Here is a 15,587-nt window from a genome sequence, read left to right as displayed (position 1 = left end):
GCCCTTTTTTACTTTTTTAGCTAACGAACTAGATTAAAAAGTCGACACTGTGAAGTAAATAAGATAAAATTGTACAAAGAAAATGAATTGAAATCTTGATACATATGCATTTTGGAGGTGCAAGTATATGACGAATAAGAAAGAGATCATCGTCCCCCTCCTGCCGCTTCGAGGTTTGCTCGTTTATCCTACAATGGTCCTACACTTAGATGTAGGTCGTGATAAATCAGTACAAGCACTTGAAAAAGCAATGGTAGATGACCATTTAATCTTTTTAACAACACAAAAGGACATTTCGATAGATGAGCCTGACAGCGATGATTTATATCATTTAGGTACTCTTACTCGGGTAAAACAAATGCTCAAATTGCCAAATGGTACAATTCGTGTGCTAGTAGAAGGACTTAAACGGGCAAAAATAGCAGAGGTTTTAGATGATGAAGACTATTTTTCAGTAAAGGTTGAAGTGTTTGAGGAGTCTGAATCTCGTGATGTAGAAGACCAAGCATTAATGCGTACTCTTTTAAGTCATTTTGAACAATACATAAAAGTATCTAAAAAAATATCAACAGAAACATTTACATCTGTTACAGATATTGAAGAACCCGGTCGTTTAGCTGATATTATTGCTTCTCATCTTCCTTTAAAACTAAAAGAGAAACAGGAAATCTTGGAGACAATTAATATAAAAGATCGTTTGAATCGTGTGATCAGCATTATTCATAACGAAAAAGAAGTGCTGAATTTAGAAAAGAAAATCGGCAATCGGGTAAAGAAATCGATGGAAAGAACGCAGAAAGAATATTATTTGCGCGAACAAATGAAAGCCATTCAAACGGAATTAGGCGATAAAGAAGGTAAAACAGGAGAAATTGCAGATTTAAAAGCGAAAATCGCAGAAGCAAATATGCCTAGTAATGTAGAAAATACAGCATTAAAAGAGCTGAATCGTTACGAAAAGGTCCCTTCTAGTTCGGCAGAAAGCTCTGTTATTCGAAATTATATCGATTGGCTATTAGCGATACCTTGGTCTAAAGAAACGGTCGATGATTTAAACATCAAAAAAGCAGAGAAAATCCTTGATCGAGATCATTATGGTTTAGAGAAAGTAAAAGAGAGAGTGCTTGAATATTTGGCGGTACAGCAATTAACGAACTCTTTAAAAGGCCCTATCCTCTGTCTCGTTGGACCTCCGGGTGTAGGGAAAACAAGTCTAGCGAAATCAATCGCTTCCTCTCTCAATCGTAATTTTGTCCGGGTATCTTTAGGAGGTGTCCGTGATGAATCAGAAATTCGCGGACATCGAAGAACGTATGTCGGTGCAATGCCGGGTAGAGTAATCCAGGGGATGAAAAAAGCAGGAACAGTTAATCCAGTATTTTTATTAGATGAGATTGATAAAATGTCTAATGATTTTCGTGGAGACCCATCATCGGCAATGCTTGAAGTATTAGATCCTGAGCAAAATCATAACTTCAGTGATCACTATATTGAAGAGACGTATGATTTATCGAAGGTTATGTTCATTGCTACAGCTAACAATTTAAGTACAATTCCAGGACCATTATTAGATCGTATGGAAGTCATTTCAATTGCTGGTTATACAGAACATGAGAAGCTTCATATTGCTAAAGACCATCTTTTGCCAAAACAAATCAAAGAGCATGGTCTTTCGAAATCTCAATTGCAAGTGAGAGATGATGCTGTTCAAGCTGTTGTGCGTTATTATACAAGAGAAGCTGGTGTTAGGAGTTTAGAACGTCAATTGGCTAGTATTTGTAGGAAAACGGCAAAAATTATTGTATCAGAAACGAAAAAAAGAGTGGTTGTTACTGCGAAATCGGTTGAAGATTTCTTAGGTAAGAAACGTTTTAGATACGGCCAGGCTGAATTAGAGGATCAAGTCGGTATCGCTACAGGACTTGCTTATACAACTGTAGGTGGAGATACACTTCAAATCGAAGTCTCTTTATCAAAAGGTAAAGGTAAGTTAGTCTTAACGGGTAAACTTGGTGATGTGATGAAAGAATCCGCTCAAGCAGCTTTTAGTTATGTGCGTTCAAATGCAAAGGAATTAGGGATTGATGAGAATTTTCATGAGAAATTCGATATTCATATTCACGTTCCAGAAGGGGCTGTTCCTAAGGATGGTCCATCTGCAGGGATCACAATGACTACTGCACTTGTTTCAGCATTAACGGGTGTACCAATTAGAAGAGAAGTAGGCATGACAGGTGAAGTAACATTGCGTGGTCGTGTCTTACCTATCGGTGGATTAAAGGAGAAATCACTGAGCGCTCATCGCGCGGGATTAACAAAAATTATCTTACCGAAAGATAATGAAAAGGATATAGATGATATTCCAGAATCAATTCGTGAGGAACTTTCATTTGTGCTTGTATCCCATGTAGATGAAGTACTGAAAGCAGCGTTAGTAGACGGGGTGGAACAATGAAGGTTGTAAGTTCAGATATTGTCATCAGTGCCGTAAAGCCTGAACAATATCCAGATGTAGAATTACCAGAATTTGCATTAGCAGGTCGTTCGAATGTAGGGAAATCTTCTTTTATTAATAAAATGTTGAATCGTAAAGGATTAGCAAGAATATCTTCTAAGCCTGGAAAAACGCAAACATTAAACTTTTATCTTATTAATGAAATCTTACATTTTGTTGATGTACCAGGTTATGGCTATGCAAAAGTGTCAAAAAAAGAAAGGGAAGCATGGGGGAAAATGATTGAGACATACCTCACTTCTCGAGAACAATTACGAGCGGTTGTTCTTATTGTGGATTTAAGACATCAGCCTACTAAAGATGATGTGATGATGTATGAATTCCTTAAACATTATGAGATTCCTTGCATCATTATTGCCACAAAAGCCGATAAAGTACCAAAATCAAAATGGCAGAAACATATTAAAGTGACGAGAGAAACACTTGACGTTGACCCTAGCGACTCTCTTATCTTATTCTCTTCAGAAACAGGCAAAGGGAAAGAGGAAGCATGGGCCGTTATTAAAGGTTTGATGTAACCTGGTTCAAGGTTACAATCAAACATTTTAAAAAGACGAACAAACCGGATGAGGCCGGATTTGTTCGTCTTTTTTTGTTAAAGATTTTCTTTTATCTTGGTAGGATGAAATGGTTATCAACACTTTAAGTTTAAAGATGCGCATTTGTTGAGAAGTTTACGTTTATTTTTCAGAATTTAGGGAAATTAGACTATGTATGTAAAATTGAGTTACATCATTTCACTTGTGAATCAAGTGGACCCTTCCCCTCTACTCTTAGTAATAGAGATGATATAGGAGGATACATGTTTAATAAGGAGGATAGAGGATAAGAGGGATGTGTGAGACTTTCTTACAGTTTTATATCTTAAAATATCATAAAATATGAATTTTGAGAATAATTTGTAAGAGTGGTAAGGTTGATAGCATATATGAAAAAAGAACATACAAGGGGGATATTTTACTAGTGAAAAAGATACTTAAAGGAATGATTGTTGCTGCATCTGTAGCTGTATTAGCTGCATGTGGCTCAAATGAAGAAGCGAGTAGTGGAGGTATGGATTTAGCAGAGGAAGGGAAATTCACTTATGCTTCATCGGGAGAATTTAATCCATTTAGTGTAACGCAAGATGATGGTTCAATGACAGGTTTCGACATTGAAGTAGCAGAAGCCGTTGCAAAAGAGCTAGGACTAGAACCAGTGCAGCAAAAATTTAAATTCGGTGGAATTGTTGAAGGTGTAAAATCAGGACGTTTTGATGCCGCTGTTGCTAGTCATACAATAACAGAAGAAAGGTTACAAGCCGTTGATTTCTCGATTCCTTACTATTATTCAGGCCCACAAATTTATGTGAGACCGGATAGCGATATAGAAACATTAGAAGATTTAGAAGGTCTTGAAGTAGCTGTTGCTAAAGGAACAACGTATCAAAAAACAGTATCAGAAGTTACTGATAATATTAAGTTTTATGATAGCGATGTCGTAGCACTCGAGGCTTTATCTAGTGGAAAGCATGATGCGGTCATTACCGATTTTGTTACAGGTAAAGAAGCGATCGGTGCGGGTATGAATATTGAGGGAAAACAGCTTTTAGAAAAAAGTGAGCAAGCGATTGCTGTAGCCAAAGACAATGAAGAGCTACTTGAAAAAATTAACGATGCATTAGAGAAGCTTCATGAAGATGGAACCTTGACTGAAATTAGCAAGGAATATATCGGCGAAGATATTACTGTAGAATCAGAAGAATAATTTTCTGTTGGCGAATGCATCTCCGTTTATTGCGTATGCATTCGCCTCTTGCATCTAAAAAGAAAATACACTTTACCTTAAGGAGGAAATATGGACATACTAACAACGTTTGTTGACACCTTCCCGATGTTTTTTGAGGGAATGCTCCTAACTTTTCAATTAACAATCGTCTCAATTTTTATTGCTATTTTTATCGGTCTCTTTTTTGCTATGTTAAAGATATCTAAAGTGAAAGTATTAGAGTGGGTTGCGGACCTCTATATCTTCTTAGTCAGAGGAACACCTCTCGTTGTGCAAATCTTTATCTTTTATTTCGGTTTAACTTCATTAAATTTTTCCGGTTTTTGGTCCGTTGTTTTAGGTTTAGCCTTCCATAATGGTGCCTATATTGCAGAAATTTTCAGAGGAGCCATTCAATCTATTGAAAGTGGTCAAATGGAGGCAGGTCGTTCCCTAGGGATGAGTGCAGGCTTAACAATGAGAAGAATAATTTTACCACAAGCAAGCAGACGCGCTTTGCCACCACTCGGGAACCAATTTATTATTGCGTTAAAGGATTCTTCACTAGCTTCATTTGTAGGGGTCTATGAGCTCTTTAATATTGCCACAACACAAGGATCAATCAATTATGATTATATGACTTACTTATTGATTGTTGCCGTCTATTATTTAGTGCTTGTTCTTCTATTTACAGTTATTGTGAACCTTGTTGAGAAGAAAATGTCTAATAGTGAGCGATAGAAAGGGATGAATATAGATGAGTGAATCAATTATGATTAATATAGAGAAATTAAATAAGTCTTTTGGTGATCTTCATGTATTAAAAGATATTGATTTTACAGTAAAAGAAAGCGATGTTGTTTGTCTAATCGGTGCCAGTGGTTCTGGTAAAAGCACATTGCTAAGATGTCTTAACTTTCTAGAATTAAAAGATAGTGGAACCATTACATTAGAGGGTGAAGTAATAGAAAAAGATTCTCATGACTTAAATGAAATTAGACAAAGAGTAGGAATGGTGTTTCAGCACTTTCATCTCTTCCCTCATAAAACAGTCATACAAAATATAATGGAAGCACCGATGCAAGTGAAAAAAATATCGAAAAAGGAAGCGGAGGAACAAGCGTTAGTCCTGTTAGATAAAGTTGGCTTATCGGATAAGAAAGATGTTTATCCATCTAAACTTTCAGGTGGTCAAAAGCAGCGTGTTGCCATTGCAAGGGCATTAGCAATGAAGCCGGATGTAATGCTGTTTGATGAACCAACTTCTGCACTAGACCCAGAATTAGTAGGTGAAGTGTTAGCAACAATGAAAGAACTTGCTGAAGAAGGGATGACGATGATTGTTGTCACGCATGAAATGGGATTTGCGCGGGAAGTGGCAGATTGGGCAGTGTATATGCATGATGGTAAAATTGTTGAAGTCGGTCATCCTGAAGAGTTATTTAATCATCCAAAGGAAGAAAGAACGAAAAGTTTCTTAGATTCTGTTCTATAAAAGTGAATAATTAACAAAAACGAAAAAAACGAACATTTTGTTCGTTTTTTTCAATGGAAGTTTCTCATAGATTATTTTCTTTTACTAAGGAAAAAGAGGCCAATGATAATAAAAATAGCAGGCCAGAATTTCGTTATGTATGAAATGATCTCACCGTAGCTACCTGCATATTGCAAAATTTTATCATAAAATAATAAAGTAATGGCTAATACTAACATAAGAAACCCTTGCAAGAGGCCATTGCCTGTTTTTAAGTAATATAATAAAAAAGCAAGGGCAATAATAAGGACAAAGGCACCGATATGATTAGGCCATATGCTTAAACGATCAACAATGATGAAATGTAAACCAAACCCAAAGAGAATCACACCGGGAAATATAGCATTATATTCATTACCGCTATATGCTTGGATTAAAAAAGCCAAACCTGTAATAGCTAGTAATACTGGCCAGGTCAATAGCGATTGTAAACTCTCAACCTGTAATTGCTGAATGAGAAAGAAACAGCCGTAGCCTACTAAGATAATGCCGGCAAATAGTCGTTGACTTTTCATTTATTCACCACTTTCAGTTAGGTACACTTGAATATTAGACAGTTTTTTGGTATTGTACATAGTGGAGTGTTTATGATAATAAATATCAAATTATAATAGTTCTAAATTAATCATTTACTACTCAAATATCATATCATATGTGTTCATACTCTGTTCACATTTCTTTGAAACAGCTTGTAAAGATAATGTTATAATATATGTAGGTAATTATGCAATTTTTTTGGGGGGTCTACTAAAAATGCATATCGTGGTCGTTGGTCTAAACTATCAAACAGCCCCTGTGGAAATTAGAGAAAGATTAACATTCGATCCTTCTCAATTGGGTGAGGCAATGCAAGCATTGCAACAAAAGAAAAGCATCTTGGAAAATGTAATTCTATCCACATGTAATCGGACCGAAATCTATGCGGTTGTCGATCAACTGCATACAGGTAGATATTATATTAAAGAATTTTTAGCCGATTGGTTTCAAATAGATCAAAATGAATTTTCGCCCTTTCTTTTTATTTATGAACATGATGGTGCGATAGAGCATTTATTTAAAGTCGGTAGTGGATTAAACTCAATGGTCCTAGGAGAAACACAAATTTTAGGCCAAGTTCGCTCTAGTTTTTTGCAAGCGCAAGTGGAACATACAACTGGAACAATTTTCAATCAATTATTCAAGCAGTCCATTACGTTTGCTAAAAAGGCACATTCCGAAACGGATATTGGCGCAAATGCCGTATCTGTTAGTTATGCTGCAGTTGAACTTGCTAAGAAAATATTCGGTCAAATTACGAATAAGCAAGTCCTAATTCTCGGAGCAGGTAAAATGGGCGAATTAGCGATACAACATCTTCATGCAAATGGTGCCAATGTTACGGTAATTAATCGTACTTTTGAGAAAGCGAAAAATTTAGCACATCGCTATGAAGGACAGGCGAAATTAATGCAAGAATTACAATGTGCATTAGTGGAAGCTGATATCGTGATTTCTTCTACAGGTGCAAACAATTATATGATTACAAAAGAGATGATGGCAGATGTAGAAAGATTGCGGAAAGGTAAGCCACTATTTATGGTTGATATTGCTGTTCCACGTGATTTAGATCCAGCACTTGCCGATCTAGATAGCGTTTTCTTATATGATATTGATGATCTAGAAGGTATTGTTGAAGCGAATCTGCAAGAACGTAAAAAAGCAGCGGAGAAAATTCAATTATTAATCGAAAGTGAAATCGTTGAATTTAAACAGTGGCTTAAACTTCTAGGTGTGGTACCTGTCATCTCAGCTTTAAGAGAGAAAGCTCTTGCTATTCAGGCTGACACAATGAAGAGTTTGGAAAGAAAGCTTCCAAACCTAACAGAACGGGAAAGAAAAGTGGTTAGCAAGCACACGAAGAGTATTGTGAACCAAATGTTGAAAGACCCTGTATTACAAGCAAAAGAATTGGCAGGACATAAAAATGCTGATAAAGCATTAGAATTGTTCGTGAAAATATTTAATATAGAGGATCTTGTTGTCCAACAAATCGAAAAACAAGAACAACCAAAATCAGATCGTGTAAAGGTGCAACAGACATCCTTTCAATCATAAAAAGGGGTACTGTCCATGTTTGATATCTATATGGCACGCCTGCATGAATTTACTGTCGTTCTTTATGCAGCGAGTGTACTTCTCTACTTTATTGACTTTTTAGCAAGTAACCGGAAGGCCAATCGTGTAGCCTTCTGGTTACTTGCATTTGTATGGGGATTACAGACGATATTCTTATTACTCTATATGTGGAATACGGGAAGATTTCCTGTATTAACGATATTTGAAGGTTTATACTTCTACGCATGGATACTTATTACATTTTCTTTAATTATTAATCGCATTATGAAAGTTGATTTTATCGTTTTCTTCACAAATGTACTTGGTTTTTTTATTATGGCTTTACATACATTTGCTCCTATTGAGATTGAATCAGATGTGTTGGCGAATCAATTGATGTCTGAGCTCCTCTTTTTTCATATTATTGGTGCGATTCTCTCATATGGTGCTTTTTCATTGTCATTTGTATTTGCTCTTTTATATTTGATTCAATATGATTTGTTGAAGAGAAAAAAGTGGGGTTCAAGGCTGATTCGAATTGCGAATTTATCACAACTAGAAAAAATGTCTTATCTATTTGCTAGTATAGGGGTGCCTATGTTAGTGATTAGTTTAATATTAGGGATACAATGGGCTTATATGAAATTACCAAATATGGTATGGTTGGATTCAAAAGTGCTTGGTTCCTTATTGGTCCTCATTTTGTATAGTATTTACTTATATTTAAAGGTTGGCAGAGGAATGAGTGGTAAATCACTTGCTACTTGGAATGTGGCTGCTTTCCTTGTTGTATTAATTAATTTTTTCTTATTTGGAAGGTTATCGTCTTTCCATTTCTGGTATGAATAAGAAAAGGAATATGTTTTTAAAGAATAGGGAGGCTGTCATGAGAAAAATAATTGTCGGTTCAAGAAGAAGTAAGCTTGCGTTAACACAAACGAATTGGGTGATTGAACAGTTACGCCGTTTGAATCCTGCAGTTGATTTTGAAGTAAAAGAAATTGTGACAAAAGGAGATAAAATCCTGGATGTTACCCTTTCAAAGGTAGGAGGAAAAGGCCTATTCGTTAAAGAAATAGAACAAGCGATGTTAGATAAGGAAATTGACATGGCTGTACATAGTATGAAGGACATGCCAGCTGTCTTACCTGAAGGATTGACCATTGGTTGTATTCCGGAAAGAGAAGACTATCGAGATGCACTTATTTCCAAAGGCCATGTGAAATTAGCTGACTTAAAACCAGGCGCAATTATCGGGACAAGTAGTTTAAGAAGAGGTTCACAACTCTTGGCTAAAAGACCAGATTTAGAAATTAAATGGATTCGCGGGAATATTGATACACGTCTTGCTAAGCTTGAAACAGAAGAATATGATGCCATTATTCTGGCTGCTGCCGGCCTATCAAGAATGGGATGGACAAAGGAAATCGTTACAGAATTTATTGATCCAGATATTTGTTTACCAGCCGTTGGTCAAGGTGCACTCTCTATCGAATGTAGAGAAGATGATCATGAACTAAGAAAACTTTTAGATGCATTCACATGTGAGGAAACGAAAAAAACAGTGCTTGCCGAGCGTGCATTTCTTCATAAAATGGAGGGCGGTTGCCAAGTGCCAATTGCCGGATTTGCACGTTTAACTGAGAATGGGGAAGTAAGTTTAACTGGCTTAGTTGGTTCTCCGGATGGCCGTACGATTTATAAAGATATGGTTGTTGGCGATGATCCTGAGACAATAGGGTATCAAGTTGCAGAAAATTTATCGGAATTAGGTGCAAAAGCATTAATTGATGCAGTTAAAGAGGAGTTAGACAAAGGATGATTCATGAGGACAGTGCCTTACATGGAATGTCTGTCCTTATTCCCCGAAGTAAAGATCAATCGGAGGCTAGTGGTGAGTTGGTCAGATCCCTTGGTGGACATCCAGTGATTATCCCATTAATTTCTTTTAGAGAAACAACAGATGCCCATTCTTTAAAAACCATCGATTTCACACAATATCAATGGGTTATTTTCACAAGTAGTGTGTCAGTTGATGTGTTTTTTACATATGTGTCACAAAAGACTAACTTACCAAAGTTGGCCGTTATAGGAAAGAAAACGGCTGAAACGTTGGCGCAATATGACATGAAAGCTGATTTCATGCCATCGGAATTTGTTGCTGAAACATTTGCCCATGAATTTATCGCCATTTTAGGGGGAGAACAAAATATTTTCTTGCCTAAGGGCAACCTCGCCCGCGATTTTATTAAGCAAAAGCTTGTGGAAGCAAAGCATAGAGTGACTGAACGAATCGTTTATGAAAATTTTTTTCCTGACGAGAGTAAACAAGTATTAACAGATCGCTTATTGAATGAGGGCATAGATATATTATTATTTACGAGCCCGTCAACAATTGACCATTTTATGGAAATTGTCGAGCGTTATGGTTTGAAGGATCAAATAAGGAAGAGTATCATCGGTTGTATCGGACCAATAGCTGCAAAAAGAGCAGAATTTTACGGTTTGAAGGTACATGCTGTACCGACAGTATATACATTTAAACATTTAATTAATGAAGTAATTAAAGTCATTTCTTAATCAAGTTGGAGGTAGTACAATGAATAGTCAATTTAATCGTCACCGCCGTTTACGTAGGACAGCAAATATGCGCAATCTAGTTAGAGAAACGCATCTACATGTGGAGGATTTTATTTATCCTATTTTTGTTGCAGAAGGCCAAGATATTAAAAAAGAAATTCCTTCTATGCCAGGTATTTATAATTTATCATTAGACCATTTAACTGAAGAGATGGATGAGGTTGTTTCTTTAGGTATCCAATCTATTTTATTATTTGGTGTTCCTCTTGAAAAAGATGATTGTGGTACACAGGCGTATCATGAACATGGAATTGTCCAAGAAGCAACAAGATTAATTAAGGAGAAGTATCCAGACATTTTGGTCGTTGCTGATACTTGTCTTTGTGAGTATACTGACCATGGCCATTGTGGATTGATTGAAAATGGGGAAATATTAAATGACGCTTCATTAGAATTACTTGTGCAAACAGCTATTAGTCAAGCGAAAGCCGGTGCAGATATTATTGCTCCTTCCAATATGATGGATGGATTTACAATAGCTATTCGTGAAGGTCTTGATGAGGCAGGCTTTGAACATATACCTGTTATGTCTTATGCGGTCAAATACGCGTCTGCTTTTTACGGGCCATTTAGAGACGCTGCTGGTAGTACACCGCAATTTGGTGATCGGAAATCATACCAAATGGACCCTGCAAATCGCTTAGAAGCAATAAGAGAAGCTGAATCAGATTTAATGGAAGGTGCAGACTTCCTCATTGTAAAGCCTGGGATGCCTTATCTTGATATTGTTCGTGATGTGAAAAACAATATTAATTTACCACTTGTTACTTATAATGTAAGTGGCGAATACTCCATGGTAAAAGCTGCTGCACAAAATGGCTGGATTGATGAAGAAAGAATCGTACTTGAGATGCTAACAGGGATGAAGAGAGCTGGTAGTGATCTAATTATTACTTATCATGCAAAAGATGCAGCCAAATGGCTGAATTCACACAAATAAGAAAAGAGGGATGTTTATGCGTTCATATGAAAAGTCACAAGCCGCATTTAAAGAAGCAGTTAAACTCATGCCTGGTGGAGTAAACTCCCCAGTCCGTGCCTTTAAGTCGGTCGATATGGATCCGATTTTTATGGAAAAAGGCCAAGGGTCAAAAATCTATGATATTGATGGGAATGAATATATCGATTATGTCCTTTCATGGGGCCCGCTCATTTTAGGACATGCTAATGAAAAAGTCGTTTCTGCAGTGAAGGAAGTTGCTGAAAATGGAACAAGTTTCGGGGCACCAACACTAATTGAAAATGAATTAGCACAGCTTGTCATCGATCGTGTTCCTTCAATTGATGTAATTCGGATGGTTTCATCAGGTACAGAAGCAACGATGAGTGCACTAAGATTAGCTAGAGGGTTCACAGGACGGAATAAAATTTTGAAGTTTGAGGGCTGTTATCACGGTCATGGGGATTCTCTCTTAATTAAAGCGGGTTCTGGTGTAGCTACACTTGGATTGCCTGATAGCCCTGGTGTGCCTGAAGGGATTGCTAAGAATACGATTACAGTTCCTTACAATGATCTTGAAGGTGTGAAATACGCTTTTGAACAATTTGGTGAAGATATCGCTGCCATCATCGTTGAACCTGTCGCTGGTAATATGGGAGTTGTCCCTCCAGTAGAAGGATTTTTGCAAGGGTTGCGTGATGTGACAAATGAATACGGCGCCCTTCTTATTTTTGATGAGGTGATGACAGGTTTCCGTGTGGATTATAACTGTGCCCAAGGTTTCTTCGGCATTACACCTGATTTAACTTGCTTAGGAAAAGTTATAGGTGGTGGACTGCCTGTGGGTGCGTACGGTGGTAAACGGGAAATTATGGAGCAAGTTGCACCAAGTGGGCCTATTTATCAAGCAGGTACTCTATCAGGTAACCCGCTTGCGATGGCTGCAGGGTATGCGACATTAAGCCAATTAACACCTGATACGTATGCGAGCTTTATTAAGAAAGCCGATAAACTCGAATTAGGCTTGAGAACAGCAGCAGAAAAATATGAGATTCCACATACAATTAACCGTGCAGGATCAATGATTGGTCTATTTTTTACAAATGAAGATGTCATTAATTATGATAAAGCGAGAACGTCTAATCTTGACTTCTTTGCTTCTTATTATCGTGAAATGGCGCTTCAAGGCGTATTCCTTCCACCATCACAATTCGAAGGTTTATTCCTATCTACAGCGTTAACGGATGAAGATATTGATCAAACAATTGTCGCAGCTGAAAAAGCATTTGCGAAATTGAAATAAGTTTTTAGCGAACAAATTCCGAAATGGAATTGTTCGCTTTTTTATTTTCGATAGACAAATGCTTTAGAGAGCGCGCAAAGAGAAGAATATCAGTAACAAAGAGGTAAAGACAGCTGCATTGATAAGGCTCAAACATTGGGAAACAATCAAAGAGAAAGTTATGTAGACGATGATCTCCGTGTGAAAAGGCGTTAGATTTTAACATTCACAGGTCCTAAATTGATCGATTCCCCTTTAACAATATCGTTAATCTAGCGAAGACTCGCTCCTTTCTAAGTAAAGTAATCATAATTCACTTTTCGCCCTCATAAAGTGTAAGAGAAAAGATGTTATTGTTTTTTGATGATATGGGAGGAGGAGTCGAATATGTCTCAAGGAAATCCGTCGAACTTGCGGTTTTCGCTAGAGGAATCCGTTTGGTTTCAAAAAGGACAGGAAGTATCACAATTACTTTCGATTTCACTTGATCCGAATATAACGATTCAGGATAGTGAGCAGTATGTAACAATTCAAGGAGCCCTAGAACTAACAGGTGAATATCATCGTGATGAATCAACCGAGGAAAGTATGAATGAACCACCATCTACATTAAGATTTATCCAATCTGTGGAAGAAAGGGAAGAGGGCGTATGTGAGTTTACTCACTATTTTCCTGTAGATATTACAATCCCAAATAATCGCATTGAAAGATTGGATGATATTGATGTCCAAGTAGAGTCATTTGATTATATGTTTCCTGAAAGAAGTTGCATGAAGCTCCATGCCAACTTGACGATATCTGGTTTGTATGGTGATCAACAGCATGTAGCATATACCGAAGATGAGAATAATGTGCTAGAGCTTGACACGGTCGAACGTTCAACGGCTCAAGTTGAAGAAGAAGATACCAGTCGTGAAGAAGAACATACAGAGATTAACTTCACCTTACCGGAGGAAAATAAAAAAGATGAGGATGTGTTTGTTGCTGAAGCGAAGCAGGAGCCAGAAGTGGTTGAAGAAGAACCGGTTTTAAATCGCTCCTTACCTATTCTTGAGCCCCATGAAGAGGAACCCATTGATATGCCAGAGGTTTCTTTTATAGCTAATCGATATGAAGAGAAAAAGCAGGAAGCAGAAGAAATCTTTGAGGTTAAGCAAGTAGAAGAAACAAAACCGGTTCAAGAGCATGAAGAGGTGAAAGATGAGCTTGAATCTTCTTCGGAAGAAGTCAAACAACAGAAGAAGAAAGTAAAGGGCAAAAAAAGCATGAGTTTAACAGAATTTTTTGCTCGTAAAGAAGATGAAGAACAATTGACGAAGGTTAAGGTATGTATTGTCCAGCCCAATGACACGATTGATCTTATTTCAGAAAGATATGATGTGACACCACAAATATTAATGAGAGCCAATCAACTTGAATTGAATCAAGAAGTGCATGAAGGCCAAGTATTATATATCCCTGTAGCTGTAACAAACTAGCAGCTGATAAGGGTAGCCTATTATGAGCAGATCTCACCGGTCTGCTCGCATTTTTATCAGTGTCACTTGTTTACTTACCAATAAAGGTAAGGGAGGAAAGTGAGTGGTCTAAGTGGCAAAGGAAAATAGATTAAAAAAATATGGTCCCATTTTAAAACACTATGCACTTGAGCCTAATTTCATCGAAAGTTTTGGTAGCGTTCAGAAGGTTTACTCTAGCAAAGGTGTTTTTTCTTTGAAAAAAATAAAAGCAAATCATGGAGCGGACTTCATTCGTTATATTCAACAATTATACCAGATGGGATACAACCGGATTGTCCCGATTTATCCGACGGTTGACGGTAGGTATGCCGTTTTACACGAACAAAAGCTGTATTACTTAATGCCTTGGCTAGCAAATGAGATTAAAGAAGATCAATTTGAACGTCATCAACAAATGTTTAGAGAACTTGCTCGCTTGCATGTCTTAAGTACGAAAGAAGTGGAAGTTTCTAAGGAAGAACGTGAGGAGCATTATGAAAATACGTTACTAGAATGGGAAAAGCAGAGTGAATTTTTAAATGGTTTTATTGAAACATGTGAATCTAGGGAATATATGTCTCCTTATGAGTTGATGTTTACACAATATTATAATGATATCGCTCAAGCGTTAACTTTCTCAACGAAGAAATTAAAGGATTGGTACGAGAAAACAAAGGAAGAGGAAAAAGTTCGTACTGCTGTTATACACGGAAAAATTTCTACCGAACATTTTTTGTATGATGAGCGTGGATATGGTTATTTTTTGAATTTTGAGGAAGCGAAGAGAAGTTCACCTATGCATGATCTTCTTCCGTTCTTATCAAGATCTTTAAAAACCTTTCCGAAGCGTGCGGACGATGCCGTCGATTGGATTTACACTTATTTTAAGCATTATCCGTTTAGAGAAGATGAAATGCTTTTATTTCAAAGTTATTTTGCTCATCCAGGACCTGTCATTCGCGCAGCAGAAAAATATCATAATGGTAAGTCGAGAAAGAATGAAAGAAAGCATGTAGAACATATACAAAGGCAATTTTGGTTATTAAAGAATACGGAATATGTAGCCATGAGGATTGATGAAATTGAGCGTCAGAAAAAACAAGCACAAGAAGCAGCTGAAAAAGCGAAGGCAGAACAAGAAGGAGCCCAAAATGGATAAAAACTGGGCTCCTATATTCATTTTAAGAAGCAATCAAACTTATTCGGTAAAAATTAATATATAGTGTGCATTTGCATCCTCATCCCGCCTTTTTTCATCATACATAACAAGTCTAAAATAAGAGCCATTTTTCTTATAAGTTGGTCCCTTTTTTTATTATCATGTATATAATAAAAA

The 15,587-nt window shown here is 36.9% G+C and carries 14 protein-coding genes; 13 read left to right on the top strand and 1 reads right to left on the bottom strand.

All coding sequences use genetic code 11. The annotated features are described in order from the left end of the window. Positions 1–127 precede the first annotated feature (127 nt). From lon to MHH73_RS16150, 5 genes are all read left to right on the top strand, one after another. Positions 128–2,455, top strand: coding sequence for an endopeptidase La (gene lon / locus MHH73_RS16170; RefSeq protein ID WP_191810157.1), 2,328 nt, complete (start codon positions 128–130; stop codon positions 2,453–2,455). Next, the gene (gene yihA / locus MHH73_RS16165) at positions 2,452–3,033 is read left to right on the top strand and encodes a ribosome biogenesis GTP-binding protein YihA/YsxC (protein ID WP_191810159.1); all 582 of its coding nucleotides are present in this window, start codon (positions 2,452–2,454) and stop codon (positions 3,031–3,033) included. The genes lon and yihA overlap by 4 nt, the downstream gene beginning before the upstream one ends. Before the next feature lie 445 nt (positions 3,034–3,478). Then, the gene (locus MHH73_RS16160) at positions 3,479–4,261 is read left to right on the top strand and encodes a transporter substrate-binding domain-containing protein (protein WP_191810161.1); all 783 of its coding nucleotides are present in this window, start codon (positions 3,479–3,481) and stop codon (positions 4,259–4,261) included. Positions 4,262–4,351: 90 nt separating this feature from the next. Further along, entirely contained in the window at positions 4,352–5,002 is a 651-nt protein-coding gene (locus MHH73_RS16155; protein WP_341068071.1) for an amino acid ABC transporter permease, read from the top strand. A gap of 16 nt (positions 5,003–5,018) precedes the next feature. After that, complete coding sequence (locus MHH73_RS16150; RefSeq protein WP_318245432.1) at positions 5,019–5,756, top strand: amino acid ABC transporter ATP-binding protein; 738 nt, start codon at positions 5,019–5,021, stop codon at positions 5,754–5,756. Positions 5,757–5,827: 71 nt separating this feature from the next. Here MHH73_RS16150 and MHH73_RS16145 read toward each other — a convergent pair whose 3' ends face one another. After that, entirely contained in the window at positions 5,828–6,310 is a 483-nt protein-coding gene (locus tag MHH73_RS16145; RefSeq protein ID WP_191810164.1) for a LiaI-LiaF-like domain-containing protein, read from the bottom strand. 238 nt (positions 6,311–6,548) lie between these two features. Between MHH73_RS16145 and hemA the strand changes: the two genes are divergently transcribed. The 8 genes from hemA to ysxE all read left to right on the top strand — a co-directional run bounded on the left by hemA (position 6,549) and on the right by ysxE (position 15,410). After that, complete coding sequence (gene hemA / locus MHH73_RS16140) at positions 6,549–7,889, top strand: glutamyl-tRNA reductase (protein ID WP_191810166.1); 1,341 nt, start codon at positions 6,549–6,551, stop codon at positions 7,887–7,889. A gap of 15 nt (positions 7,890–7,904) precedes the next feature. Further along, the gene (locus tag MHH73_RS16135) at positions 7,905–8,738 is read left to right on the top strand and encodes a cytochrome C assembly family protein (protein WP_191810168.1); all 834 of its coding nucleotides are present in this window, start codon (positions 7,905–7,907) and stop codon (positions 8,736–8,738) included. A gap of 37 nt (positions 8,739–8,775) precedes the next feature. After that, the gene (hemC, locus tag MHH73_RS16130) at positions 8,776–9,711 is read left to right on the top strand and encodes a hydroxymethylbilane synthase (protein WP_191810170.1); all 936 of its coding nucleotides are present in this window, start codon (positions 8,776–8,778) and stop codon (positions 9,709–9,711) included. Beyond that, positions 9,708–10,469: a uroporphyrinogen-III synthase gene (locus MHH73_RS16125; protein ID WP_191810172.1), complete on the top strand. Its 762-nt coding sequence runs from the start codon at positions 9,708–9,710 to the stop codon at positions 10,467–10,469. Before hemC ends, MHH73_RS16125 begins: the two co-directional genes overlap by 4 nt. A 19-nt stretch (positions 10,470–10,488) precedes the next feature. Then, positions 10,489–11,469: a porphobilinogen synthase gene (gene hemB / locus MHH73_RS16120; protein ID WP_191810174.1), complete on the top strand. Its 981-nt coding sequence runs from the start codon at positions 10,489–10,491 to the stop codon at positions 11,467–11,469. Between the two features lie 16 nt (positions 11,470–11,485). After that, positions 11,486–12,772 carry a glutamate-1-semialdehyde 2,1-aminomutase gene (gene hemL, locus MHH73_RS16115; protein WP_191810176.1) on the top strand — a complete coding sequence of 429 codons (1,287 nt, stop codon included), beginning with the start codon at positions 11,486–11,488 and terminating at the stop codon, positions 12,770–12,772. Positions 12,773–13,138: 366 nt separating this feature from the next. Next, positions 13,139–14,230, top strand: a complete 1,092-nt coding sequence (gene spoVID, locus MHH73_RS16110; protein ID WP_191810178.1) for a stage VI sporulation protein D — start codon at positions 13,139–13,141, stop codon at positions 14,228–14,230. A gap of 112 nt (positions 14,231–14,342) precedes the next feature. Continuing rightward, the gene (gene ysxE, locus MHH73_RS16105) at positions 14,343–15,410 is read left to right on the top strand and encodes a spore coat protein YsxE (RefSeq protein ID WP_191810181.1); all 1,068 of its coding nucleotides are present in this window, start codon (positions 14,343–14,345) and stop codon (positions 15,408–15,410) included. Positions 15,411–15,587: the final 177 nt, after the last annotated feature.

The sequence above is a fragment of the Cytobacillus sp. FSL K6-0265 genome (genome assembly GCF_038003465.1).
Lineage (GTDB): Bacteria > Bacillota > Bacilli > Bacillales > Cytobacillaceae > Cytobacillus > Cytobacillus stercorigallinarum.
Note: the sequence above shows the minus strand (reverse complement) of the source record. Positions and strands in the feature narration are given on the sequence as shown.

Bases quoted from the DNA above. Each gene is read 5' to 3' on its own strand.
- lon (WP_191810157.1), top strand. From the start codon at position 128: ATGACGAATAAGAAAGAGATCATCGTCCCCCTCCTGCCGCTTCGAGGT.
- yihA (WP_191810159.1), top strand. From the start codon at position 2,452: ATGAAGGTTGTAAGTTCAGATATTGTCATCAGTGCCGTAAAGCCTGAA.
- MHH73_RS16155 (WP_341068071.1), top strand. From the start codon at position 4,352: ATGGACATACTAACAACGTTTGTTGACACCTTCCCGATGTTTTTTGAG.
- MHH73_RS16150 (WP_318245432.1), top strand. From the start codon at position 5,019: ATGAGTGAATCAATTATGATTAATATAGAGAAATTAAATAAGTCTTTT.
- MHH73_RS16145 (WP_191810164.1), bottom strand. From the start codon at position 6,310: ATGAAAAGTCAACGACTATTTGCCGGCATTATCTTAGTAGGCTACGGC.
- hemA (WP_191810166.1), top strand. From the start codon at position 6,549: ATGCATATCGTGGTCGTTGGTCTAAACTATCAAACAGCCCCTGTGGAA.
- MHH73_RS16135 (WP_191810168.1), top strand. From the start codon at position 7,905: ATGTTTGATATCTATATGGCACGCCTGCATGAATTTACTGTCGTTCTT.
- hemC (WP_191810170.1), top strand. From the start codon at position 8,776: ATGAGAAAAATAATTGTCGGTTCAAGAAGAAGTAAGCTTGCGTTAACA.
- MHH73_RS16125 (WP_191810172.1), top strand. From the start codon at position 9,708: ATGATTCATGAGGACAGTGCCTTACATGGAATGTCTGTCCTTATTCCC.
- hemB (WP_191810174.1), top strand. From the start codon at position 10,489: ATGAATAGTCAATTTAATCGTCACCGCCGTTTACGTAGGACAGCAAAT.
- hemL (WP_191810176.1), top strand. From the start codon at position 11,486: ATGCGTTCATATGAAAAGTCACAAGCCGCATTTAAAGAAGCAGTTAAA.
- spoVID (WP_191810178.1), top strand. From the start codon at position 13,139: ATGTCTCAAGGAAATCCGTCGAACTTGCGGTTTTCGCTAGAGGAATCC.